This window comes from Ornithinibacillus halophilus (genome assembly GCF_900129485.1).
GTDB lineage: Bacteria > Bacillota > Bacilli > Bacillales > Amphibacillaceae > Ornithinibacillus > Ornithinibacillus halophilus.
On the sequence record NZ_FQVW01000048.1, the window covers coordinates 1 to 22,430 of the forward strand.

A 22,430-nucleotide genomic window follows, 5' to 3' on the forward strand; every position below is an offset into this window, starting at 1 on the left:
AAAGTCAACATCGACTCCGATATAAAGGAAGGCCGACTAAAAGCGGACTTTGCGTCCAACGTCGGCATACCCCTATGAAGGGGCATGTTTCCTTTATCTCCTTGAAAATGCATTTACATGTGCATTTTCTGCGTGCGATGTTTCGCTGTCGTAGCTTTCCTTGTCCTACGTATGAATGTTCAATTAAGATCGCCACTTTGCGTGGCAATATTGAACCACCTGGCATGGCCAGGCGCAGTCCATACGTCGCAAAGCGGGCGCTCTGCGCTTTTCTAATGCATATTCCATTTTTCTTTTCAAATATTAACAAGTAATAAGAAAGGAGGGGAGAGTTTATGGCAAAGCGAACAAAGAAAAATGATCCACAACAAAAGAATAAGCAGGGTTTTGATTCAAGTAAACAAGATACGGAGTTTTCAAAGGAATTTGGTAGTGCAAAAGCAAATCAAGCACATAAAGAGAAAGCTAAGAAAATTAGAGCTAACAATAAAGGTGTACACTAAAAAGGAGAGAGTATTGGATGACACGTTCTAAAGCACAAAAGGAAAGACAATGGCGCGCACAAAAAAATGCTAAAAACCCTCATGGAAAGGTAAAGTCCTTAGATCAATTAGCAGATGAAGTAACTAAAAATGAAAAAAACTAAAATCACTTTTTAAACCATAATAACTATAATAATTTCTCTGGCTCTTCACTTATACAACTAACACACATCCTAAAATGGTTATTTATGCTGATAGATTTGTCCAGTTCAAATTTTTGGTATGGACATAGGCTATAGAGAAACCATCTATAAGATTTTAAGGAGGATGTGTATATGAATAATAGAAGGAAGTCAGAGAATAGGACATTTTTACCTGGATTCGGAAATTATGTAGGTCAACAACCAGGTGGATTTGGTAACTATGGACCAGGTTATGGAGGATATGGTCAGGGCTATGGTTATCAAGGATATCCTGGATATGGCTATCATCACCATCATCATGGGCATCATCATGGACACCATCATGGCCACCATCATCACGGTCATCACCACCATGGGCATCATGGCCACCATCACCATGGACATGGTTATTTTGGATTCAGAAAATAGTTTCATATGGTATAATTAACCAGGATGAGAACAGGAGACTGTTCCCATCCATACATAGAATAGGACGTGATTTTGCATGATTCAGCACATAGTAATCTTTAAGTTTCATTCTTCTACAACAAAGGATCAAATGAAACAGGCCATAACTATGTTAAAAGGATTAAAAGATGAAATCCATGGTATAGAGGATTTGAAAGCAGGTCTTAATTTCTCTGGCCGGAGCAATGGCTTTGAAGTTGGACTAACTGTTACTTTATCTAGTAAGGAAGCGTTAGAGGAATATGGTCCACATCCTAAACATCAAGAAGTAGTCTCATTTCTAAAAGAAATTGGCTTGGAAGAATTAATTGCGGTTGATTTTGAATGTTAATGGTTTTTATCCGTTGATTTGCTTACGTTAAGCATTATTTTTATTTCCCCCTAATATATTTAGAGTGATTGAACAATCATAGGGGGATGTTCGTATGAAAAATAAAGGTAGAAAGTATATTGAGGTAGACACTGGAATTGATGTGTTAGTTCAGGATATTGGAAAAGGAGAGCCAATTGTGTTTATCCCTGGATTTACGTTTTCAGCGGAAGTATTTTCAGAACAACTGGAATACTTTTCTAAGAAGAACCGAGTCATAACCATAGATCCTAGGAGTCATGGACGCTCAACGATTGCTCTTCATGGGAATGATTACGTAACCCATGGGACTGATTTAGCCAAAATTCTTCAACAATTAGATGTAAAAAATCCAACCTTAGTTGGATGGTCGTTTGGTTGTCTAACAATTTGGGAATATATTAAACAGCAAGGTACTGAAAATTTAAATGCGTTAGTACTGATCGATATGCCTCCAAAATCCTTGTCAGTAAACAGTAAGGACTGGGTTGAAGGCCCATTAGATGATATCGCAGCTATATATAACAGTTATTTACGAGATGCCAAAGGGCAACGTGCATTTATTACGGATTATATAAATAATGTAATGATTCAAGGAGATCTAGAGCCAGAAGAGTTAGATTGGCTAGTAGAAATGTCACTTAAGACGCCATATTATGTTGCAGGGAACTTATTTGCTTCAGGGATGTTTTCTGATTATAGAAATGAATTAAGAACAGCTAGTAATTTTGTTCCGACATTAACAGTTGTTGCTGAACATTGGGCTGAAATAGCAACAGATTTCATGAATGAAGTCGCCCCGAATGCTCAAGTGGAAGTACTTGGTGGACATATGATGTTTTGGGAGTATGGTGAAAAATTTAATCAGTTAATGGAACAATTCTTATTACGTTTAAAATAAACACTAAAGATGAGGGTGGGACATAACTAATTGTATGCAACCTAAAAATGAATAATTATAATGATAGGTTTTCTGAGGATTGGTACTTTTTAAGTTATCGAAAACTCAAAGTTAGAACTTAGTTGATTTCCACTCCTAGCAGTCGCTTTCCGCGGGCACGGCTTCAGCCTCCACGGAAGAACCCCACTTCCTGTGGGGTCTTCAGACACGTGCTATTCCCGCAGGAGTCGACTGCCATCCGCTCCAATCAACAATATATATTGCAATATTTTAAATCGATATTGACGCCAAAACTAGCGAAGGAAATACACGTAGACTCCTGCGGGAGCGGAGGCATAGGAGAGACCCCGGAGAGCAACGAGCAAAACTTCTGCCGAGTAAGCAACGAGTTGCGAGGAGCAATACTTCTCTGAACAACTAACGCGACGAGCATGCGGCTCGAGGAGGCTCACCAGCCGCCCGCGGAAAGCGTAGTGTATTTTCCGTAGCGATCGACTCAGGTCGCCACTATAATTTGCTCACAACTTCAAAAATCCGAACATTTTCACTCATTGTTCGATTTTGCTATATCTAAAATACTTTTGTCCAAGCCTCTTTCAGTTTGATTCAATTCTGTTTAAATATCACAAGAGTAATATTACATCAATCTTCCTAATGGACCGTTTTCATTAATAATATCCTGGATATCATATACTGATATAGGAAACATTGGAAACCCGTAAGCGTATGGGACTAAATCGTATAGTTGAAAGTAAATAACTAACGTCTTATCTGCAAGATAGAAGTCTTGATTTGGACTAATTTCTGTAAAATCATTAATTAAAGGGAGGTCTCTCTGTTCAATTTGCTGCTGGATAATCGCGGAGATTCGTTCGATATAATTACTGTTAGGTTTAAATAAATCCTCTAAGTTGATTAGCTTTTCTTTTTCTAAGTCAAAATTTAAAGATTTTATATAAGTCATCCCATGTGCGGCTTGATGGTGGTATGTGTAATTTGTTAATGAGAGGCTTAGAACATTTTGTTGGTTGTTTTTAATTTCAAAAGTACCTAGCATTTCAACGACGGTCTGTGGGGAATCACTGACTTGTATATCAATCAAGGCTTGTGATTCATCGATGATTTTCTTATTTATCACTCTTTCAAATTGCCTATTGCTCATATTATAAACTTGTGGATAATAGATGGTTTTGTCTTTCCCGGTACTTACACTCATCGTTGCAATACTAACAGGGAATGTAGGCATTTTCTTCACCCTTTTTAACCTATCTTATTCGTTTTCATGAGTGTTGTGCTTATTAATTTAATTGGAAAACAAAGACGAGTACTACAAAAAAGGTGACGCTCCAGCTACGGTTATAGTAGAATATAGAAATCATTTAATTGTTTTTGAAGCATTATAAGAGGGAAAATTATGAGGTATGGGAAGCGGTGAATAAGGATGAATGATTGGACTTTTATTTTGGCATTTATACTTATCGGTGGATTGTTTGAATTCGTATTAACCACTAAATTAGTCAATAGCAAAAAAAGAATTTTCCTATCAGCATTAAGTTGGATTGTAATTGCGATTATTTTTATTATCGTTTGGATTGTTCTAGTTAAATAGAAACGAGGGAGTACGATGAAGCATTTATTCTTATATGGTGGTAGTCCACCCTTTACAAATAGACTTGGAGAAACTTATGCGAACTTAGTAAAAAGGAAGGGTAAAGTATCTATTTTATTTATAGAAAGGCCTGGATGGGAACAGTATATGGAAAAATACACATCTGTTCTTAAGTTAAATGGGATAGATCAATTCTCTTATATGCCTATTAATACAAATAATACTTCTGTCGAAGAAATTAGTGAAAGTGCTGGAATTATTATATGTGGCGGTAATACAGTAGAATATCATAAATACATTGTAGGCACGGAGATTGGTAATGGCATTCAGCAATTGTATAACAAAGGAATCCCAGTAGCTGGTTTTTCAGCTGGAGCCTTAATTAGCCCAACTAAGTGTGTGATTTCACCAATCGATAACTCGGAAAACGAACAATTATTTTATAATGGGTTAGGATTAGTTAATGGTTGTGTAATTTGTGTTCATTTTTCAAAATGGAAAGAGAAGAATAATCTTAAAATAGCTGTAGAAAAAACTGGAGTCTCAACGGGATACGGTATTGATGACAGTGTGGGGATCTATTTCAAAAATGAAGTTTTAGCTGATGTTGAAGGTGGAGAGCTTTATACATATGAGCAGTTAAATATGGGTAGTGGATAATAATTCTGTATTCCACATAACCTAATCTCAATAAAGTAAGAAAATTGGAGGCGAACAATATGTTAGATAAGGAAGACGGTAAATTAGGTGAACATATTGTATCGATTATTATTGCGATGGTTATTGCAGCTATACTCGCTGTTTACGTTTTTGATATCCCAACAAACCCTGGACCAGCAACTTATTTATTTAATTAGTTTTAGGACCTGTAACAGATTTTTTGTTACAGGTCTTGTTAGTTTTTAATCTCAGTTTGACATTTCAAGCTGATGCAATATTCTAGTAAATTATTTTGGTTACTGTTAATGTTATTTTATAAAAGTAAAAAGGGATTTAGGTTCCTTGGGAGGGGATACGTATGAAAACAGCTTTAGTTCTTGGTGGTACTCGTTTTTTTGGTGTGAATCTTGTGGAAACATTATTAGAAAAAGGAGTTCAGGTAACGATAGCAACTCGACAAAATAGCACTGATCCTTTTGGAGATAAGGTGGACAGATTGAAGCTTGACCGTTTTAGTTTGGAATCTTTTAAAGAAGCAGTTGAAGGTAGAAGTTGGGATGTGGTGTTTGACCAATTATGTTTTTCTTCTAATGATGCAGAAATAGCTGTAAAGGCACTATCCGGTAAAATTGGTCGATATGTATTTACTTCTACACTTTCTGTTTATGATGCAGGAGAAAATATGAAAGAAGAGCTATTTGACCCAAAGACATATGAGTTAAAAATGGTGGATAAGGAAAATGTTACATATAAGGAAGGGAAGAGACAAGCAGAAGCATATTTTTATCAAAAAGCTTCGTTTCCAGTTGTAGCAGTTCGTATTCCAATTGTACTTGGCGAAGAGGATTATACGGAAAGGTTACTTCATTATGTAAAAAATATCCAGGAAGAAAAACCGGTATACTTTCCTAATCCAAGTGCTGAAATGTGCTTTATCCATCAAATAGAAGCAGGCCAATTTATCGCAGGGGTAGGAAGCTCGGATTATTCAGGTCCTATTAATGCTTGTGCAAATGGTGTTATTACAATGAATGAATTAATGCAAGTCATCGGAAATGAAGTTGGTAAGGAACCAGTAATTACAACTGTTGATCAACAAGATTCTCCTTATGCAATTCCGGAAACATGGTATCTTAGTAATGAAAAAGCGACAGAATTAGGGTATTCTTTTACTAATTTGAGTGAGTGGTTACCAGGTTTAATTAACCATTTAAATAATAAGAGGAGTCTGTGACAAAAGTTTTTTGAAGTTACGAGCAAATCTTTTTGGTGGCGCGAATTCGACCGCTACGGAAAATACACTTCGCTTTCACTTCCAGCACAAGGGCGACATCTATTCAAGCTTCCTTCGGTCGCTTTCATAGTGTCTTCTTTGCCCTGGGCGGCTGGTGAGCCTCCTCGGGCGTTTTACGCCCTGTGGGGTCTCACCGATGCCTCTGCTCCCACAGGACAAGTAACGCTACGGAAGCATAATCATCGCACGAAGGAAATTGTTCTTTATTTCCGAGGAGTCTACGTGTATTTCCTACGCTAGTTTTGGTATCAATATCTATTTAAACTGCCAGCAGTATGAATCAATTAAGCTCTAACTTTTGTTTGCTATTAACCATTAATCTAATACTTTTGATTAAGTAGCCTAGAGATACGTATCTAAAAATTCCTTGATTGCTTGATATCCTTTGATGCGGTTTTCTCTTTTAGTGAATCCGTGTCCTTCGTCATCAAAGACCACATACTCTACAGGAATATTATTTTTTCTTACAGATTCTACTATTTCATCCGATTCCACTTTTAATACTCGTGGGTCATTTGCCCCTTGTAAAACAATGAGTGGTTTGTTTATGTTTTCCGCATGGAATAATGGGGAAATGCTACGAACGTATTCAGTATCTGTAAAAGGATTTCCGAGCTTTTTATAGAGCGCATCACGCATCGTTTCCCACCATGCAGGAATATTTTTCAACGTTCTTTCCCAATTGGAAACTCCGAATATGTCTACTCCGACCTTAAAAGCATCTGGTTGGAAAGCTAAAGCTGCCAATACCATATAGCCACCGTAACTGCCACCGATGATTCCAATTCGATCTTCGTCTATCTTTCCAGTCGATGTTAAAAACTTCTTAGCTTGTACACAATCTTCTAAGTCAACCTCTCCATGTTTTAGATCAGCTGCTTTAAAGAAGGATTTTCCATACCCTGAACTCCCACGGTTATTGACAGCAATGACAGCATACCCATGGTTCACTAGATATTGAAAGACAGGGTTGTAATTCACCATCGATTGCCCGCCTGGTCCACCATGAACCCAAACTAAAGCAGGGGCCTTTTGTCCAGTTTCTAAATGTGGTTCATAATAAATTGCAGGAATCTCTAAACCATCAAAGGAAGAGTAATGAACCACCTTAGCTTCCACTAAATCAGCTTGATCAATTTCGGGATTAAGCGTATCTGTTAGGCAGTCTAATTGTTTACTAGTAAAATCATAAACATACAGATTCGTTGGCGAGTTTGAACTGTTTAACAGAAAAGCCAATGATTCTTCATTTTGCGAAAAGGTCACACCACTAATTTGTCCATCTGGTAAACCTACTATATCAACAAATTGATCCGTGTTTGTATCCATTAATTTAATTTCGATTTTACCATCGTTATTCAAAGCATATAACAAATATTGATAGTTAGGCGAGAACTTAACCATCCTAATATCCCATTCTTCTTTAGCAACCAGTTCTACTTCTCGAGTATTCAGATTAACTCTATTAAGGAGAAGAAATTCATTGTCTTCGTCTGTTAAGTAATAGAGGTACGTGTTGGTCGCATCAAATTCAACAGGGATATATTGTACATCTCCTTCATGTGATGAAAGGTGTTCAATGCTTCCATCTTTGGAATAAAGGTACATATCCGAATTATTAGCTGTAATTGGCTTATGTAATGCAATCATGGATTTGTCTGGTGATATAGTTGAAATTTCATAGCCTTCTTCATTTTTAAACAATAACTTTGTGCTGAATGTTGCTATATCCATCTCATATAAATCCATATACCGACTGTCTCTTTTATTCGATTCATAGAAGAAACTCTTTTTATCCTTACTCCAACCTTGGAAATAAGCCTTTTCTTCAGCACCAGTAGTTAATTCTTTCGATTGACCATTATCATCCTGTACAAATAAATGCGTAATTTCATTTCCACCTTGGTCGCTTTCATATAAAAAGCGATGATCTTCTGGAAAATAAGAAACAGGCACGATATAGTCCGTAGTAGAATTTGTTAACTGATTAATGTTATGACCACTTTTGTCCATTGAATAGGCATTATACACTCCTGTTTTATCACTTGAATACAAGATAGAACTGCCATCATGGGAGAAAGACACCCCTGTAATACTCTCCGTATTCATAAATTGTTCAATCGTATATTTTTTTCGAGTTGCTTGCTTGTTTGCTTCTGTCATTTACACCCTTCTTTCCATATAATGTTAATCTATATATTCTATTTTTTATCGGCAAATTCCTCTTATTTTTCTAAAAAATTCAGTTGGTAGTAGGCTAGTCAACTCGAACCGGTGATAAATGTATGGTATAGTTAATATAATAAGAATAAGGAGGTAATTCTATGAGAAAACACCAGTTAACAGTGTACAATCGCCAGCAACCGATTAAATTAAAAGCAGAACGAGTGGTATTCTATCTCCAGGGTGAAATTATAGAGGCAGTAAATAGAAAGAATGAGGAGTTTTATCTATTCTTTTATAAGAATCGTTTTTTAACTGCTGCCAAGACAACTAAACTTAGAAGAGCCTGCTTCATCGAAAAAGCATTCAAAAGCGGAATCGTATTTGATGGTTCTCATCCAATTGTTTCTAAGCTACTATCCTCTAATGCTCCATGCCATATTATAGGTTTTGACATATTACTTAAGAAATTAAACTCTCATTATTCACCACACGAAAAATCTTTTATACTTACCTTCTTTGAATCGTTTATATCCAAAAAAAAACTCCTTCAGGAAATGATCTCCATTTTCTATGATTTCCGACGAAATGGTCAGCTATTTCATGCATATCAAATAACACAAATCATAAAAGAATTTGCCCCCGATCATAATTTAGTGAAACAACTGACAAATGATGTTGCATACCAAAAATATGCTATTATGTATGAAGAAAAGTCAGAAGAATTATTCACTAAGGACCTGTTATATGCTGAAAAGCTATATTACTACGAAAAAGAAAATCTTCATTATTTCCACAACTATATCCAATTAGTTGAAAACCAATCACGCTGGATATCTGCAATTGCTTTATGGATATGGCAAGTTTCCAACCAGCCCACTAAACAAAATTATCAATCCTTAATAGAACGACTAAACGAACAATTTGATGATGTAGAGAACATTTACATCTTAGAAAAGGTATCCAAACAAATACCGAAATTCATCCCAATTCAACAAGATTTATTTCAGTTATATGTAGAAATAAACGATATGGATAAACTTTTTCGACTAATGAAACAGAAAGAGTTTCAGTTAAATGACAAGCAAGTCCAACTAATAGGGGATAGGCTTGCGAAAACCAATTGGGAAAAGAATTCAAGCCCATTAGATATGGAGACGATGGATGCTTTACTAAAACCTATCTCAAAGGAGTTTCCTGACAAAGCAGAACCCATTTTAACTAACTTTGTTATTTCCTTGCTAAAAACAAAGGAATTAAACGAAGTAAAAAACTGGCTTAAACAGTCACAAGGTAGCTACGATAACTTTTCCATTTATAAAAAAGTAAAACAGATGGTTCAACTGGAAAATGAGTTAGATGAGATGCAAACGTTAGGTGAATTGTATTTTGATTTAAAACTATATGATAGAGCCATTGAATGTTTCAGTTGGGAAATGGAAATGAAGCCGCAGGACCCTAAACCAGTTCAATGGCTATCAAAGACGTACAGAGAAATGGGAATGCCAGAAGAATCGGAAGCTTATCGTAAACATAGTAATACGTTATAGCATGTAATTAATAGAAAGTTGTAATTTAAGAGATTAGCCGAGTCTCTTTTTCCTTGTGAATTGGCGCATTTACTTTTTCTCGTCGACCGAGGCCCATTATTGTAAGGATCATCATTCCGACTAAAAAAGCAATGAAGTATGGAGAAATAATATGCCTTACAACTCCAGTAATAAAAGAACTTGCTATAATACCGAGTGAGTATACGGCAGACATAACTGCAAAAGCTTTTCCATAAACATCTTTTGATACATTATCAGTAATCGCAGTAGCCATTGCCGGCATAATTAAACCAAAGAATAAACCAATAATAAAAATAGGCACAGCTAATGGAAGGCTTGATGTTAATAACACAAATAATCCGAGACTCATTCCAAATAAACCAACCATTAACCGATTAAGTGGGTTGAATCGATTGATAAAAAGTAAGGATAAAGTAAAAAATGTTCCTATCCCCATCACGCCAAAGAGTTGTCCAGTAGTAACGGTAGAATATCCTTGTTCAACAGTTAAATAGGGGATCTCATATATTAAGACACCATGAATATACATGACAGCAAATCCTGCTAAGTAGATGATGAATTGATTAGGTGCAGTAACTACAGAAAGAAGACTTACAGATTGTACACGTTGGTTTCCTTTAGAAACTCGAACAATTTCTGCTCTCTCTTTTAAAAAGTGCGTAGCATATAATCCAGTAAGCATCATTCCACTACCGATTAGGAAATAAGTCGTTTCATAACCAAAGTTCTCTACTAATATCCCACCGATAATCGGCCCAATTACACTAGATGTGGTCGTTAAAATACCATTAATAGCAATATTTTTTCCTTGTTGATGGCTATTTTTGGCATACCCTGCTAACAGAGCAAAGCCAGCTGGAATCATAAAGGCAAGTGCAAATCCATTCAAAGCATGCAATAAAAGCAATTGTCCAGAATTGGATGCAAATCCATGTGCAATAAATAAACCACCAGAAATAAAAACAGGTACCGTGATAAAAACTTTCTTACCAATTCGGTCGACTAATGGCCCTGCAAATAAATTACCAATTAGATTCGTAAATGAAGTAGCACTCAAAATTATTCCTATAATGACACTTGATGCACCAAGAATAGAAGCGTAAGGAGTAAAAATAGGAACTTGAATACGCATCATTAATGTAATAAAAAATATGATGATAAAGATGTACATCTTCTCAATAGTTGTTTCCTTCAATATAATCACCTCAAAATAAAATGTATTCAAAAATAGTGAAAATAGACGAGCTTTCTATTTCAGAATTCATATTTTTTCTCTAGGCGATTAACTAAATCTTTAATAATTAGGCACCAATTGTAAATACTTGTATTAAATTAAACGAAGGAGGGTGTAGAATGAACTGGAATATGCACATGGATCCGGAATTAGAGAACTACATGCTTCAAACAGACTCCAATTTGGATGATGCAGTTAATGAACTGGGGTTAACGTGGTATGAGATATGGAAAGTAGTTGATGAAGATAAATAGAAATCAGTGGGGGAACTGAATTACATCCTGTAGGTTCAAAATCCCCACTGATTGATTTTCTAAACCATATACTTTTCTTAATGGAATTCTACGCTGTCTTGTCGTCTTCTATTAATAATGTTGAATTCATGGAGTCTATCCAATGTTCTACCAGTTCAATTCCATTGATTAAATCGATTTTTAAATCCTTCGCATATTGTCTCGCAGAAGGAGTGAAGTCAGAGGTTGTTATCACATATCCACCATTGGCTTCCATTTTTACCATATTAGAATGGACAAGAGCGATTGCTGTATAATCTAAATCAGATGTATGAACCTTAACTTGTCCTAAATACAACCCGTCTTCTCGCTGATGTGTGAAATCGACTCCAAAATCATTTGATTTAGGAGTTACCTCGACACTGCCTCTAAACCTATTCTTCATTATTTCGGCTACAAAGGATTCAAACTCATATGAATCTTGTTTTTAAAAGATGTCAGTAGCGTTTTTGTATGTGGTTTCGCCATCATCATTTTTCTGCGTAGGAAAATTAAAGCGATAGGCTAATCCCATAGCTAGCGTTCTTTTTAAGTTTTCACTTTCCTCGACTTTTTTCTTCAGTAAAGAAGTTTCATAGTCTTTTTGCTTCTTTAAATACCAAATAAAGCCCCCAACGACTGTTACGATATAAATAATTAACAAACTCATATTATGATCACCTCAATAGCTATTTTTCTCATATTTTCATAGGTTTATACGTGAGTTAAGCTGAAATAACATAACTATTGGCTGAATATATTCCATCCCTTATAAGGATTCTATGAGATAGGTGTAAGTGTTCTTGCGGGGGTCTTTAAAATAGGAAATTACTGAAAGTAGTTGTATGCCTATTCAATCTAGACATTTGTACATAGGCTATAGGGAAAGCCAATTTTACAGGGTTACTATTTTTTAGAAGAGGGGAATGTAAATGTATAATCATAATGTTCCAATGTATAGAAATGAACCAACCGACCCACGAATCTTTGGTGCAGGATTAGGACCACTAACAACTGGATTAATAGGAGCGGGGATTGGATATTTAGGAAGTAATTTACTAGGACATCATCATCACCATCCACATCATTATGGTCCTGGTGGATATGGACCAGGATTTGGTTATGGAGGATATGGTCAACCAGGAATGCCAGGCTACGGTTACCAACCAAATGTACCGGGTCAAGGTGGATATCCTGGATATGGTGGTTATCCAGGAGCAGGTTATGGTCATTATCAAGGAGGCTATGGTTATCCTGGAATAGGGTTTGGAGGATTTAACGACTAAGTGACGAACCCCATCAGAAGAGTGATGGGGTACATAAGCAGCTGTAATTCGTTTAAAAGCTATAAATGACTACTTGAAATTAGTTTAAAAAGAGTGTTAAAGCGCAGAAAATAAGGTATTTCCATAATTTGAGTAAAATATTTTTAAAAAAAGGTATAGATATTTTGGATTTAGTGTTATAATAAGATTAACTTATTGATGTTCGGTTAGCAATACAAGATACATCTGTCTTCTTGGTTAATTGTTTTAGAACAAAGATTAGTAATAAACGTGCATGAAAAGCACATGGAGGAATTTTCTTATGAACAAAGGTTCAGTAAAATGGTTTAACGCAGAAAAAGGTTTTGGATTTATCGAAGTTGAAGGTGGAGACGATGTATTCGTTCATTTCTCAGCTATCGAAGGTGACGGATTCAAAACTCTAGAAGAAGGTCAAGAAGTTTCTTTCGACATCGTTGAAGGTAACCGTGGACCACAAGCTGCTAACGTTGTTAAAGCGTAAGTAAACCAAAACAAATATAGCCCTTCTCAATTTAATTTGAGAAGGGCTTTTCTATTGGTTTTATTTAACCAGATCCAAAAAAACCACCATCTAAATTCATCTCAACTTATTAACTCCATGTGAAAATGTAAAATACTTTCTAGAAAATTTCAAATATATGTTAAAATAGAGGACAATTAATTACTTGTGCGAGGGGGAATTAATATGGAAATTAGAATATTGAAACCAGAAGATGCCAAGGAGTATTTGACTATTCGATTGGAAGCATTACAAAATAATCCTGAGGCTTTTTCGTCGAGCTATGAGGAAGAAAAGAAGTATTCGATTGAGAAATATGAAGAACGATTCAGTGGGGATACTTCTTATACTATTGGAGCTTTTGAAAATAACCTGCTTGTAGGGGTCATTTCTATCGTAAGGGAGCAACGAGTGAAAATATATCATAGGACCAATATTTATGCTACATATGTTAAACCGGAAAATCGTCGACATGGTGTTGCAAGTAAGCTTCTTGAATCTGCTATTAATAAGATAAAGGAATGGGATGGAGTAGAGCAAGTATATCTTTCGGTAGTAACGACAAATGATGCAGCGAAAAGGCTATATCAGAATACAGGCTTTAAGACTTACGGTGTTGATAAACATGCTTTAAAAGTAAATGGGCAATATTATGATGAAGAATTAATGGTACTGTCGGTTCGGTAGACTTTAATAAAAGGAGAAAATCAATGACTTTTAAAAATCATTGGGATGAACGATTTGCAGACGTTGAGTATGTATACGGCAAAAAGCCAAATGAATTTATTAAAGAAAAAGGAAAACGTATTCCCAAAAATTCAAAAGTTGCCTGTTTTGCTGAAGGTGAAGGTAGAAATGGAGTCTACTTAGCGAAATTGGGCCATCACGTAACGACATATGACTTATCTTCAGTTGGTTTAGCAAAAGCAAATCAATTAGCCAAAGAAAATAATGTTGAAATAAAAACAATTCAAATGAATTTAACACAAAAACCATTACCTAAAGGTACCTATGATGCAGGGGTGATGGTTTTTGGTCATGTACCAAAAGAGGATCAGCGATATTTTTTTGAAAATATGGTGGGCTCCATTAAAAATGGAGGAATTCTAATATTGGAAGTCTATTCTGATGAACAATTTACCTATAAAACAGGTGGTCCAGAAACAGCAAACCGTCTGTACAATCCAATGGATATATTAAATTGGATAAAAGACTACAAGTGTTTGCACTTCTATTATGGGGAAGCAGATCGAATTGAAGGAAAACGACACACAGGAATTGGACATGTAATCCAGGCAATAATAAAGAAATAATCCAATTGAATGAGTGTGGTTTATGAAGAAATATTCAAAAGAAGAATCTAATTCACAAACGATCGATTCGAAATATATTCAACAACATCTTGCCAATGAACGAACATTTTTAGCTTGGATTCGAACAGCAATTGCAATTATTGGCTTAGGTTTTCTAGTGACAAATCTCCATTATTCACTAGTGGATACTAGAAAATCCGAGATTACTGATTTATTTGCCAGTATTATTGGCTATGCTTCCATAGTGATTGGAATAATAACAATTATCCTAGCTTCTATTAGTTACTTGAAAAAATTAAAAACCATTAATAACCAATCCTTTCAATCAACAACGATTACTCTTGTTTCAGTAGGTGTTCTTGTTATCTTAATTGGAATCATTTTTGCAGGATATATAGCTGTTTTATAACATCGCCTTCCATCAATTTTGGACAAAATATTACAAAAACACTTAAATTAAGATAAAAGTCGGCAAAAGTGATATAATTAACGGTATATTTGTCTAACGAATAATTTGTATTATTTATGGAAGGGATTATATAAGCAAAATGGGACACACGCAAACAGAAAACAAACAAAGTTTAAGAAAGAATATAGCAGCAACGGTTAAAACTGGGATTATTAAGTCAAATTTAATTCCAATGTTTGCAGGTTTAACCCTTGCTTTATATACGTATCAAATTCCAATTATGGAAAAAATCCCCGAAATTATTTTTGCTTTCATTGGATCCGCATTAATAATAGCTTCAGCTGGGGCATTTAATAATTTGTATGATCGCGATATTGATTCCATTATGGAAAGAACCAAATCAAGGCCGACTGTTACGGGGGAATTGAAGGAAAAAACCGTTATGTGGATGGCGATCATAATGGCTATCGTAGGCATTGGTGCATTGATGTTTACAACTCCTTTAGCAGCATTTCTTGGATTTATGGGGCTGTTTTTGTATGTAGTACCTTATACGATGTGGAGTAAACGTAGAACGGTCTATAATACAGAAATAGGGAGTTTGTCAGGAGGAATGCCACCATTGATAGGCTGGGCAGCTGTCTATCCAGACATTACACACCCTGCAATTCTTGGACTATTTGTCATCTTGATTCTTTGGCAAATGCCTCACTTTTATGCGATTGCGATTCGGAGACATGATGAATATAAAGCAGCGAATGTCCCGATGTTACCTGTTGTAAAAGGAATAAGAAGAACGTATATTCAAACAAATATTTATTTGGTTATTTTGATTTTGGTAAGTTTTTTATTCATTACCTTAAGTTTGGGTTTAATGTTGGTAGCTCTTTTATTAGGAATCATTTGGTTAATTATAAGTATTAAGGGATATCATGGGACAAGACTTACTGATTCAAAAAAATGGGCGAAAAAATTGTTTGTATTTTCATTGTTGTATATGACCGTTCTTTTTTCGACGGTAATCATCTACTCATTAATGGGGATTATTTTTAACTTATAAAAATTTGAGACTGGACATAAGTATTATAGTGATATCAAAATCCGAACATTGAATTGTTCGGATTTTTTGAGATTAAGAGCGAATTTTTAGTGATGGTGTAAATTCTATCGCTACGGAAAATACACTTCGCTTTCCGCGGGCGGCTGGTGAGCCTCTGTTCCCGCAGGATAAGAAGGGCATCGGAAGCATTATCATCGCACGAAGGAAATTGTTTTTTATTTCCGAGGAGTCTTCGTGTATTTCCTCCGCTAGTTTTAGCATCAATCAAGTTAAATTGCAATTTAGATTGTTGTTTAGCAATGAAATCAACTAAGCACTAACTTGAGTTCTTATTAACTATAAAAAGCTAACATTTACCGCTTATTTGACTAGAATCGTTAGTTTTAGAGTGCATATAATTATTTCTGTACCAGCACCTTTTGTTTGAATATAAAAAACGCTTGGGCTACCAAGCGTATTGTTTTATAAAATATCGGTAATGTTTTGTTGAGCTTCTTGAATTTGTTGGCGCACGTCATGTAACTCTTCATAGGCTTGTTGGAATTGAGCGTTTTCTGTAGCTTCTTTATTATATTGATTTTGGACGGCTTCAAGCGCTTGCTCAGCTTGCTGTAATTTTTCATGTGCCTGTTGTACAAGGTTTAAGTTAGAACCTTGAGCACTAATAACATCTTGTTGAGCTTGTTTTATGTTTTGGCTAGCATTTTGCAGTTGTTGATGTAGATTATGTGTCATGTTTCTATACCTCCAATAATGATTATGCATTTATTGTTCCATAGAAAGTTATGTTTATACGGCTAAACCATCATAGAAGAATTCAAGGCATGGATGAAAAATCAATTCGAATTGCCTTTCATTCGACAATATATTATTATTGACTTATGAGAAAGTACTTGTTTTTGTGCAAATCTTCACATGAATATTAGGGGGACTTCTCTACAACATCATGTGCAAAACTTTATAAAAGGGGATTTCATGTTGAAAATAGGAATAGACAAAATTGGATTTTATGCACCTCATTTATATGTAGATATGAACAAGCTAGCAGTAGCTAGAAATGTTGAACCAGAAAAATTCACAATTGGAATTGGTCAGGAAAAAATGGCCGTACCTCCTATAACACAAGATGCTGTTACACTAGCAGCAAATGCAGCTTTAGAAATAATTGATGAAGATGATAAAGAAAAAATTGATTTTGTTATTTTTGGAACAGAATCCGGTATTGACCATTCGAAATCATCTGCTGTATATGTCCATCAATTATTAGGGTTAAAACCGAACGCTCGAGCAGTTGAAGTAAAACAAGCGTGCTATGGAGCGACAGCTGGACTTCAGATGGCAAAAGGACATATTGCATTAAATCCAGATAGTAAAGTGTTGGTTTTAGGAGCAGATATTGCTCGTTACGGGTTAAACACTAGTGGTGAAGCAACTCAAGGAGCAGGTGCAGTTGCCATGGTAATTAGTGCTGATCCTAAAATTATGGCCCTAGAAGAAAATAACGTCTATTATACGAATGATATTATGGATTTCTGGCGCCCAATCTATTCGGACCAAGCGTTTGTGGATGGTAAATTTAGTAATGAACAATATATAGCCTTCTTTAACAAAGTGTGGGGACAATATAAAGAAATGACCGGACATGCTTTAGAGGATTTTGAAGCAATTTGTTATCATTTACCTTACACTAAGATGGGACTTAAAGCATTACGTACCGTTCTTGAGGAAGCGCCTGAAAACGTTCAAGATCGTTTAAAAGAAAATTATCAAATAAGTACAATGTACAATAGAAATGTAGGAAATATTTACACTGGTTCCTTATATTTAAGCTTACTATCCTTATTAGAACGAAAAGAAGACTTAGCATCTGGTTCAAGAATTGGAATGTTTAGTTATGGTTCTGGGGCGGTAGGTGAGTTCTTTACTGGAGTTTTACAGCCGAATTATCGTGAGCACCTACATCTTGCTAGTCATGAATCACTTTTTGCATCTAGAAAAGAAGTTTCAGTAGAAGAATATGAGGAAATATTCGAAAATACATTGCCGAAAGACGGGGCAAATATTGAACTGGACATCGAACAAGACCCTGCACCGATTTGTTTAGCAGGCGTAAATGATCATATGCGCCAATATGTTAATAAAAATAATTAAGCAACTCTGGGAGTAATCCCAGAGTTTTTTTCTATTACATACCTTGGTTTTTATGAGACAAACTATTGGTATGGAGGTGTATACTATGGGAAAGAAACGAAAAAGTGATCCTGGTTTTAGTGATGAACAAAAGGTGAGAAAGAATCTATCAAAAGAATTTGACCACGAATTTGCTAATGAACCACTAACAGCTAATGAAAAGTACAACAATAAGAAAACAAAGAAGCGTCAGTAGAGATTCTATGAACGTAGCCACAATACATTTTTCCATGTGTTGTGGCTATTTTCATTCCAGGTGTCCCTTTCATGTCAGTATTCTGCATGGGGCATATTTCCTAGTTAATGAATAAAAAAGAACTTTATTCTTTTAATCTACAATTAATAGTATAATTCTATTGAAAAGTAGCGAAGGAATCACTATAATAAGTCTATTCAAAGGAACTCTTCATGAATTTGTAAACATGAATTTTAAAAAAATTAGAGGTGCAAAACAAAATGGAATTTAATATTGGCCCGCGAATGGTAAAGACGGGTCTTGCGGTTGCATTAACTTTGATGGTTACAGGCTTACTTGATTTGAAGCTAGAGATTGTAGCTGCAATTGCTGCTGTTCTAGCAATGCAACCCTCAATTATGAGGTCCTACACATATATAAAAGAAGTTGTGATTTCAAATAGTGTAGGGGTAATTTTTGCTTTACTTGGTGCATTTTTACTGGGGATTCATCCACTATCGGTAGGTGCAGTTGTTATCATCTCAATAGCAATTAATATTAGATTAGGTCTTTATAAAACGGTTAGCTTAACTGTTCTTACCATTATTACGATGATGTTAGGAGACGATAGTGGAATTAATTTTGTTTATATTTTTGAGCGATTGTCACTTGTGGCTATCGGGGTTTTATCTGCATTTGTTATAAATGTGATTGTTTTTCCACCAGATCATCAAAACATCTTATTTGGCATGATAAAAAAAGCAAGTGAAAAAACGAACTTCATGCTACGCGTTATTCCAAATAAAACAATGAGCATTCCACAAATGAAAGAAGAAAATGACGAGATTGATAAACAAATCTCTGAAGTAAAGAAATACTACGATATCATTAGAGATGAAAGAAATCGCTTATTTATAAAAAATCGCCAAACATTTTTTAGGAATATTATTATTTATAAACATATGATTGAAGTTCTTATTAAAAAGCAAACATTAATTAGTCATCTCGAGAAAAATATTAAAGAAGTCGAATCCATTCCAAGTAATAAAGCATTTCTAATTAAAAAATTGGTAAATGAGATTAACGTATATAGTGAAAACATTATCCTTTTATATGAAAATAAAATTGTACTTGATCGTGACTTGCAAAAAGAAATCAAAGCAGCAATGCAAGTAACTATAAATAATTTAATTGATGAATTACAAGGTTCAGATTTTGAAAAGTGGACACATGTCTTTCCGATAGCTAATAGTATTATTGAATTATTTTTTGAGTTGGATAAATTAGAACGATTTGTTCGAATGAAAGAAAGTAAGGAAAAAAGGTAAGTATAACCCCCTGGTGCTTCTGAAACAAGTGCCAGGGTTTTTTAGTAAACACATCAACATTGAAACCGAGATTATGATAGTATGAAGGGAATAAATTCATTATAGACTTAGGTGATCAAATATGAAATCAGAAAAACAAAAGATGCTTGATGGTGAAATGTATAATCCAGAAGATACCCAACTAGTTAAGGAACGATTATATGCTCGAAAGTTAACACGATTATATAATCAATCACTTGAAGCAGATGATAGTATTAGAAAAGATTTGCTAAAAGACCTCCTTGGTTCAACAGGGGAGAATATCATTATTGAACCAAGTTTCCGATGTGATTATGGTTCTAATATTCATGTTGGTGAGGACTTTTACGCAAATTTTGATTGTGTGATGTTGGATGTTTGTGAAATACGAATCGGAAAGAACTGTATGATTGCTCCAGGTGTTCATATCTATACAGCAACACATCCCTTAGATCCAATTGAACGATCTTCAGGTTATGAATTAGGAAAACCTGTCACTATTGGAGATAATGTTTGGATTGGTGGAAGAGCAGTAATTAATCCAGGAGTAAAAATTGGGAATAATGCCGTGATTGCATCTGGAGCAGTAGTAACAAAAGATGTGCCAGATAATGTTGTCGTTGGAGGCAATCCTGCAAAAGTAATTAAGGAGCTATAGAATAATCAGGTCATTTTTCTAAAAAATCGAAATAATATATATAATAGTGAAACTTTTAATGGGTGATAACCGTTATGTAATAGTAACAATCACCCATTTTTTTGTGGGAATATTTACGAAAGGGAGTGGCGTTTTGACAGAAGCATTAATTTTTATTATCTTGATTGCTCTAGCTGTAATTGTTGTTATTGGAGGACTAATAACGTTAATTATCTTTAGACTCCGATATAAAACAGCAAGTTCCAATGAGGCGTTAATTGTTACTGGGCCTAATCTTGGTGATCCTGAAAAAGAAAGAAATGTATTTCAAGACGAAAATGGTCGTTCTGTAAAAATAATACGAGGTGGCGGATATCGCCTACGTATGTTTCAAACGGCAACGCCTATTGACCTTACATCTTTCCAATTACAAGTAAACTCAGATAAGGCGTATACAAAAGAAGGGATCCCCGTTCGTGTAGCAAGTACGGCGGTTATCAGTATAGGTAGTGAACTTGAAATCATGGCAAACTTTGCTGAGAAATTTTTAGGAAAAAAGCAGAAAGAGCGAGAAGAGGAATTAAAAGATGTACTTAATGGACATCTGCGTTCTATCATTGCTTCATTACCAATAGAGAAAATATATAATGACTTCAAGGAAGTAAATACTCAAGTAAAAAAGATTGCTGAATCTGATCTAAAAGGGATGGGCTTTGAGATTACATCCTTTGCTTTAAATGATGTAGAAGATGTCGATAAAGAAAATGGTTATATAGATGCTCTTGGTCGCCCGCATATTGCAGAGGTTCAGAAAAAAGCTAACAAAGCAGAATCCGACGCGGAAAAAGAAACACGAATCTATCGTGCAAAGAATGAACAAGAAGCGAAGGAAGAGGAGAACCTCCGACACATTGAAATTGCAGAATCGAAGAATGAGAAAGATATTAAGCAGGCAGAGTTTGAAAAAGAAGCTAATCGTGCACGGGCAAGAGCAGAGCAAGCTGGAGAACTTGAAAGACAAAAACTAGCACAACAAGTGAAAGAGGAAGAGTTAAAAGTTAAGTTTATCGAGAAAAGACGTGCAGTAGAATTAGAAGAAGAAGAGAATAAACGGCGCCGTTCCATTGCAGATACAGAAGCCTATAAATTAACGAAGAAAGCTCAAGCAGAAGCAGAACAAGAAAGAATTAAAGGGGAATCCGAAGCAGAAGTAATTCGTCAACGTGGTTTAGCAGAAGCAGAGTCGAAAGAACGAATGGCAGAAGCTATGGAGAAATACGGTGAAGCTGCTATTGTTGAGATGCTTATAAATGTCTTACCGGAATATGCCGAAAAAGTCTCAGCTCCATTATCACAAATAAGTGATATGAAAGTAATTGATATGGGTGGCTCAAATTCTAATGGTGGAGCCTCGAATATTGCTAGTAATGTAACATCAACTATGTTAGGAATTCAGGAGTCTTTAAAAGAAACTACTGGAATTGATTTGAAAGCACTTCTAGAAAGCTATGTATCTAATGGTAGAAACTATGAAAAAGAAGACTTTAAAGAAGTGTCCGTAACTAAAGAGCAAGAAGAAAATAAGGAATAAATAAAAAGCTGCACAATTTTGTGCGGCTTTTTAATAATAGACAAGCACAAAATGATTCTAATTATAATATATTAGAGATGTCGGTATAGGATAGAGCTGGTTATCTTGGAAAAAAATGATATTTTAAATACTGTTGACTTTGTCGAATAATAATTGTATTATTAGATTCCACTGTTGATGACAGTGATGTAGATTATTTGCACAAAATAATTTATAAATAATGTGTTGACATTTTCTTTTGAACTATGATATATTATTTAGGTCGCTTCAAAAAAGCAACAATTAATTATAAAACATTTCAAGAAATATCTTGACTTCATTAAGTGAGTTTGATATTATGTAAAAGTTGCTTCAAAAAAGCAACCCGAAATATTTGCTCTTTGAAAACTGAACAAAACAACCAGTATGTTAAGAAAAGCAACCCTGTTTTTCTTTATAAAAAACCTAGAAGCATTGCTTCTAGTAGCTAAGAACTTACCTATAATTGATTGGTGTCAATTATAGACAAACTTTAACTTTTTTGGAGAGTTTGATCTTGGCTCAGGACGAACGCTGGCGGCGTGCCTAATACATGCAAGTCGAGCGCGTGAACCTCACTGAACTCTTCGGAGGGACGTGAGTGGATCGAGCGGCGGACGGGTGAGTAACACGTGGGCAACCTGCCTGTAAGACTGGGATAACTCGCGGAAACGTGAGCTAATACCGGATAATACTTTTA

Annotated in this window: 27 protein-coding genes, 1 rRNA gene and 1 pseudogene; 23 read left to right on the top strand and 6 right to left on the bottom strand. The window is 35.2% G+C overall.

Annotated elements, in window-relative coordinates:
• Nucleotides 1-335 precede the first annotated feature (335 nt).
• From BUB12_RS17920 to BUB12_RS14615, 5 genes are all read left to right on the top strand, one after another.
• On the top strand, nucleotides 336-503 hold the full coding sequence (locus BUB12_RS17920; RefSeq protein ID WP_200801087.1) for a hypothetical protein: 168 nt from the start codon (nucleotides 336-338) through the stop codon (nucleotides 501-503).
• 17 nt (nucleotides 504-520) lie between these two features.
• Nucleotides 521-646: a DUF6254 family protein gene (locus BUB12_RS18110; protein WP_234982731.1), complete on the top strand. Its 126-nt coding sequence runs from the start codon at nucleotides 521-523 to the stop codon at nucleotides 644-646.
• Between the two features lie 171 nt (nucleotides 647-817).
• The gene (locus BUB12_RS14605; protein ID WP_072891649.1) at nucleotides 818-1,093 is read left to right on the top strand and encodes a hypothetical protein; all 276 of its coding nucleotides are present in this window, start codon (nucleotides 818-820) and stop codon (nucleotides 1,091-1,093) included.
• Nucleotides 1,094-1,169: 76 nt separating this feature from the next.
• Nucleotides 1,170-1,463 carry a Dabb family protein gene (locus BUB12_RS14610; RefSeq protein ID WP_072891650.1) on the top strand — a complete coding sequence of 98 codons (294 nt, stop codon included), beginning with the start codon at nucleotides 1,170-1,172 and terminating at the stop codon, nucleotides 1,461-1,463.
• A 94-nt stretch (nucleotides 1,464-1,557) separates the two neighbouring features.
• Nucleotides 1,558-2,382 (top strand): alpha/beta fold hydrolase, encoded by an 825-nt coding sequence (locus tag BUB12_RS14615; RefSeq protein WP_072891651.1) that lies wholly within the window; start codon nucleotides 1,558-1,560, stop codon nucleotides 2,380-2,382.
• 637 nt (nucleotides 2,383-3,019) lie between these two features.
• Here the strand turns inward: BUB12_RS14615 and BUB12_RS14620 are convergent.
• Nucleotides 3,020-3,628 (bottom strand): DUF3298 and DUF4163 domain-containing protein, encoded by a 609-nt coding sequence (locus BUB12_RS14620; protein ID WP_084063365.1) that lies wholly within the window; start codon nucleotides 3,626-3,628, stop codon nucleotides 3,020-3,022.
• Nucleotides 3,629-3,823: 195 nt separating this feature from the next.
• Here BUB12_RS14620 and BUB12_RS17755 point away from each other — a divergent pair, with 195 nt between their 5' ends.
• The 4 genes from BUB12_RS17755 to BUB12_RS14630 all read left to right on the top strand — a co-directional run bounded on the left by BUB12_RS17755 (nucleotide 3,824) and on the right by BUB12_RS14630 (nucleotide 5,885).
• Nucleotides 3,824-3,991, top strand: a complete 168-nt coding sequence (locus BUB12_RS17755) for a hypothetical protein (protein ID WP_159431587.1) — start codon at nucleotides 3,824-3,826, stop codon at nucleotides 3,989-3,991.
• Between the two features lie 15 nt (nucleotides 3,992-4,006).
• Nucleotides 4,007-4,651 (top strand): Type 1 glutamine amidotransferase-like domain-containing protein, encoded by a 645-nt coding sequence (locus BUB12_RS14625; protein WP_072891652.1) that lies wholly within the window; start codon nucleotides 4,007-4,009, stop codon nucleotides 4,649-4,651.
• A 59-nt stretch (nucleotides 4,652-4,710) separates the two neighbouring features.
• Nucleotides 4,711-4,848 carry a hypothetical protein gene (locus tag BUB12_RS17760; RefSeq protein WP_159431588.1) on the top strand — a complete coding sequence of 46 codons (138 nt, stop codon included), beginning with the start codon at nucleotides 4,711-4,713 and terminating at the stop codon, nucleotides 4,846-4,848.
• Nucleotides 4,849-5,009: 161 nt separating this feature from the next.
• On the top strand, nucleotides 5,010-5,885 hold the full coding sequence (locus tag BUB12_RS14630; protein ID WP_072891653.1) for an NAD-dependent epimerase/dehydratase family protein: 876 nt from the start codon (nucleotides 5,010-5,012) through the stop codon (nucleotides 5,883-5,885).
• Nucleotides 5,886-6,287: 402 nt separating this feature from the next.
• Here BUB12_RS14630 and BUB12_RS14635 read toward each other — a convergent pair whose 3' ends face one another.
• Complete coding sequence (locus tag BUB12_RS14635) at nucleotides 6,288-8,108, bottom strand: S9 family peptidase (RefSeq protein WP_072891654.1); 1,821 nt, start codon at nucleotides 8,106-8,108, stop codon at nucleotides 6,288-6,290.
• A 161-nt stretch (nucleotides 8,109-8,269) separates the two neighbouring features.
• Between BUB12_RS14635 and BUB12_RS14640 the strand changes: the two genes are divergently transcribed.
• Nucleotides 8,270-9,658, top strand: a complete 1,389-nt coding sequence (locus BUB12_RS14640; protein ID WP_072891655.1) for a tetratricopeptide repeat protein — start codon at nucleotides 8,270-8,272, stop codon at nucleotides 9,656-9,658.
• Between the two features lie 25 nt (nucleotides 9,659-9,683).
• Here the strand turns inward: BUB12_RS14640 and BUB12_RS14645 are convergent, their stop codons facing one another.
• Entirely contained in the window at nucleotides 9,684-10,874 is a 1,191-nt protein-coding gene (locus BUB12_RS14645; RefSeq protein ID WP_072891656.1) for an MFS transporter, read from the bottom strand.
• Nucleotides 10,875-11,032: 158 nt separating this feature from the next.
• On the opposite strand from BUB12_RS14645, the gene BUB12_RS18205 reads away from it, so the two are divergent.
• A complete protein-coding gene (locus tag BUB12_RS18205; RefSeq protein WP_268801943.1) occupies nucleotides 11,033-11,167 on the top strand; it encodes a hypothetical protein in 135 nt (44 codons plus the stop codon).
• Nucleotides 11,168-11,255: 88 nt separating this feature from the next.
• Here BUB12_RS18205 and BUB12_RS17555 read toward each other — a convergent pair.
• Both BUB12_RS17555 and BUB12_RS17560 read right to left on the bottom strand, forming a co-directional pair.
• A pseudogene (locus BUB12_RS17555) lies at nucleotides 11,256-11,615 on the bottom strand (restriction endonuclease); the annotation flags it as partial.
• 18 nt (nucleotides 11,616-11,633) lie between these two features.
• Complete coding sequence (locus tag BUB12_RS17560) at nucleotides 11,634-11,855, bottom strand: hypothetical protein (protein ID WP_143155648.1); 222 nt, start codon at nucleotides 11,853-11,855, stop codon at nucleotides 11,634-11,636.
• A gap of 262 nt (nucleotides 11,856-12,117) precedes the next feature.
• Between BUB12_RS17560 and BUB12_RS14655 the strand changes: the two genes are divergently transcribed.
• The 6 genes from BUB12_RS14655 (at nucleotide 12,118) to cyoE (ending at nucleotide 15,773) form a co-directional block, all read left to right on the top strand.
• Nucleotides 12,118-12,471 carry a spore coat protein gene (locus BUB12_RS14655; RefSeq protein WP_407668457.1) on the top strand — a complete coding sequence of 118 codons (354 nt, stop codon included), beginning with the start codon at nucleotides 12,118-12,120 and terminating at the stop codon, nucleotides 12,469-12,471.
• A gap of 301 nt (nucleotides 12,472-12,772) precedes the next feature.
• Entirely contained in the window at nucleotides 12,773-12,973 is a 201-nt protein-coding gene (gene cspD / locus BUB12_RS14660) for a cold-shock protein CspD (RefSeq protein ID WP_072891657.1), read from the top strand.
• A 204-nt stretch (nucleotides 12,974-13,177) separates the two neighbouring features.
• Nucleotides 13,178-13,678, top strand: a complete 501-nt coding sequence (locus tag BUB12_RS14665) for a GNAT family N-acetyltransferase (RefSeq protein ID WP_072891658.1) — start codon at nucleotides 13,178-13,180, stop codon at nucleotides 13,676-13,678.
• A gap of 23 nt (nucleotides 13,679-13,701) precedes the next feature.
• Nucleotides 13,702-14,304: a class I SAM-dependent methyltransferase gene (locus BUB12_RS14670; RefSeq protein ID WP_072891659.1), complete on the top strand. Its 603-nt coding sequence runs from the start codon at nucleotides 13,702-13,704 to the stop codon at nucleotides 14,302-14,304.
• A 22-nt stretch (nucleotides 14,305-14,326) separates the two neighbouring features.
• On the top strand, nucleotides 14,327-14,713 hold the full coding sequence (locus tag BUB12_RS14675) for a YidH family protein (RefSeq protein ID WP_072891660.1): 387 nt from the start codon (nucleotides 14,327-14,329) through the stop codon (nucleotides 14,711-14,713).
• Between the two features lie 139 nt (nucleotides 14,714-14,852).
• The gene (cyoE, locus tag BUB12_RS14680; protein ID WP_072891661.1) at nucleotides 14,853-15,773 is read left to right on the top strand and encodes a heme o synthase; all 921 of its coding nucleotides are present in this window, start codon (nucleotides 14,853-14,855) and stop codon (nucleotides 15,771-15,773) included.
• 462 nt (nucleotides 15,774-16,235) lie between these two features.
• On the opposite strand, the gene BUB12_RS14685 is transcribed toward cyoE, so the two are convergent.
• Complete coding sequence (locus BUB12_RS14685; RefSeq protein ID WP_072891662.1) at nucleotides 16,236-16,508, bottom strand: hypothetical protein; 273 nt, start codon at nucleotides 16,506-16,508, stop codon at nucleotides 16,236-16,238.
• Nucleotides 16,509-16,751: 243 nt separating this feature from the next.
• Between BUB12_RS14685 and BUB12_RS14690 the strand changes: the two genes are divergently transcribed.
• The 6 genes from BUB12_RS14690 to BUB12_RS14715 form a co-directional block, all read left to right on the top strand.
• A complete protein-coding gene (locus tag BUB12_RS14690; RefSeq protein WP_072891663.1) occupies nucleotides 16,752-17,924 on the top strand; it encodes a hydroxymethylglutaryl-CoA synthase in 1,173 nt (390 codons plus the stop codon).
• Between the two features lie 85 nt (nucleotides 17,925-18,009).
• The gene (sspO, locus tag BUB12_RS14695) at nucleotides 18,010-18,159 is read left to right on the top strand and encodes a small acid-soluble spore protein O (protein WP_072891664.1); all 150 of its coding nucleotides are present in this window, start codon (nucleotides 18,010-18,012) and stop codon (nucleotides 18,157-18,159) included.
• A gap of 260 nt (nucleotides 18,160-18,419) precedes the next feature.
• Nucleotides 18,420-19,466: an FUSC family protein gene (locus BUB12_RS14700; RefSeq protein WP_072891665.1), complete on the top strand. Its 1,047-nt coding sequence runs from the start codon at nucleotides 18,420-18,422 to the stop codon at nucleotides 19,464-19,466.
• Between the two features lie 121 nt (nucleotides 19,467-19,587).
• Nucleotides 19,588-20,142, top strand: coding sequence for a maltose acetyltransferase domain-containing protein (locus BUB12_RS14705; protein WP_072891666.1), 555 nt, complete (start codon nucleotides 19,588-19,590; stop codon nucleotides 20,140-20,142).
• 133 nt (nucleotides 20,143-20,275) lie between these two features.
• The gene (locus BUB12_RS14710) at nucleotides 20,276-21,712 is read left to right on the top strand and encodes a flotillin family protein (protein ID WP_072891669.1); all 1,437 of its coding nucleotides are present in this window, start codon (nucleotides 20,276-20,278) and stop codon (nucleotides 21,710-21,712) included.
• Between the two features lie 517 nt (nucleotides 21,713-22,229).
• Nucleotides 22,230-22,430, top strand: a 16S ribosomal RNA gene (locus tag BUB12_RS14715); the annotation flags it as partial.

Coding starts and splice junctions, on each gene's coding strand:
- BUB12_RS17755 (WP_159431587.1), top strand. CDS start 3,824: ATGAATGATTGGACTTTTATTTTGGCATTTATACTTATCGGTGGATTG.
- BUB12_RS14700 (WP_072891665.1), top strand. CDS start 18,420: ATGGAATTTAATATTGGCCCGCGAATGGTAAAGACGGGTCTTGCGGTT.
- BUB12_RS14675 (WP_072891660.1), top strand. CDS start 14,327: ATGAAGAAATATTCAAAAGAAGAATCTAATTCACAAACGATCGATTCG.
- BUB12_RS14665 (WP_072891658.1), top strand. CDS start 13,178: ATGGAAATTAGAATATTGAAACCAGAAGATGCCAAGGAGTATTTGACT.
- BUB12_RS14655 (WP_407668457.1), top strand. CDS start 12,118: ATGTATAATCATAATGTTCCAATGTATAGAAATGAACCAACCGACCCA.
- BUB12_RS14615 (WP_072891651.1), top strand. CDS start 1,558: ATGAAAAATAAAGGTAGAAAGTATATTGAGGTAGACACTGGAATTGAT.
- cyoE (WP_072891661.1), top strand. CDS start 14,853: ATGGGACACACGCAAACAGAAAACAAACAAAGTTTAAGAAAGAATATA.
- BUB12_RS14620 (WP_084063365.1), bottom strand. CDS start 3,628: ATGCCTACATTCCCTGTTAGTATTGCAACGATGAGTGTAAGTACCGGG.
- BUB12_RS14625 (WP_072891652.1), top strand. CDS start 4,007: ATGAAGCATTTATTCTTATATGGTGGTAGTCCACCCTTTACAAATAGA.
- BUB12_RS18205 (WP_268801943.1), top strand. CDS start 11,033: ATGAACTGGAATATGCACATGGATCCGGAATTAGAGAACTACATGCTT.
- BUB12_RS14640 (WP_072891655.1), top strand. CDS start 8,270: ATGAGAAAACACCAGTTAACAGTGTACAATCGCCAGCAACCGATTAAA.
- BUB12_RS17560 (WP_143155648.1), bottom strand. CDS start 11,855: ATGAGTTTGTTAATTATTTATATCGTAACAGTCGTTGGGGGCTTTATT.
- BUB12_RS18110 (WP_234982731.1), top strand. CDS start 521: ATGACACGTTCTAAAGCACAAAAGGAAAGACAATGGCGCGCACAAAAA.
- BUB12_RS14685 (WP_072891662.1), bottom strand. CDS start 16,508: ATGACACATAATCTACATCAACAACTGCAAAATGCTAGCCAAAACATA.
- BUB12_RS14635 (WP_072891654.1), bottom strand. CDS start 8,108: ATGACAGAAGCAAACAAGCAAGCAACTCGAAAAAAATATACGATTGAA.
- BUB12_RS17760 (WP_159431588.1), top strand. CDS start 4,711: ATGTTAGATAAGGAAGACGGTAAATTAGGTGAACATATTGTATCGATT.
- BUB12_RS14670 (WP_072891659.1), top strand. CDS start 13,702: ATGACTTTTAAAAATCATTGGGATGAACGATTTGCAGACGTTGAGTAT.
- BUB12_RS14610 (WP_072891650.1), top strand. CDS start 1,170: ATGATTCAGCACATAGTAATCTTTAAGTTTCATTCTTCTACAACAAAG.
- BUB12_RS17920 (WP_200801087.1), top strand. CDS start 336: ATGGCAAAGCGAACAAAGAAAAATGATCCACAACAAAAGAATAAGCAG.
- cspD (WP_072891657.1), top strand. CDS start 12,773: ATGAACAAAGGTTCAGTAAAATGGTTTAACGCAGAAAAAGGTTTTGGA.
- sspO (WP_072891664.1), top strand. CDS start 18,010: ATGGGAAAGAAACGAAAAAGTGATCCTGGTTTTAGTGATGAACAAAAG.
- BUB12_RS14630 (WP_072891653.1), top strand. CDS start 5,010: ATGAAAACAGCTTTAGTTCTTGGTGGTACTCGTTTTTTTGGTGTGAAT.
- BUB12_RS14605 (WP_072891649.1), top strand. CDS start 818: ATGAATAATAGAAGGAAGTCAGAGAATAGGACATTTTTACCTGGATTC.
- BUB12_RS14705 (WP_072891666.1), top strand. CDS start 19,588: ATGAAATCAGAAAAACAAAAGATGCTTGATGGTGAAATGTATAATCCA.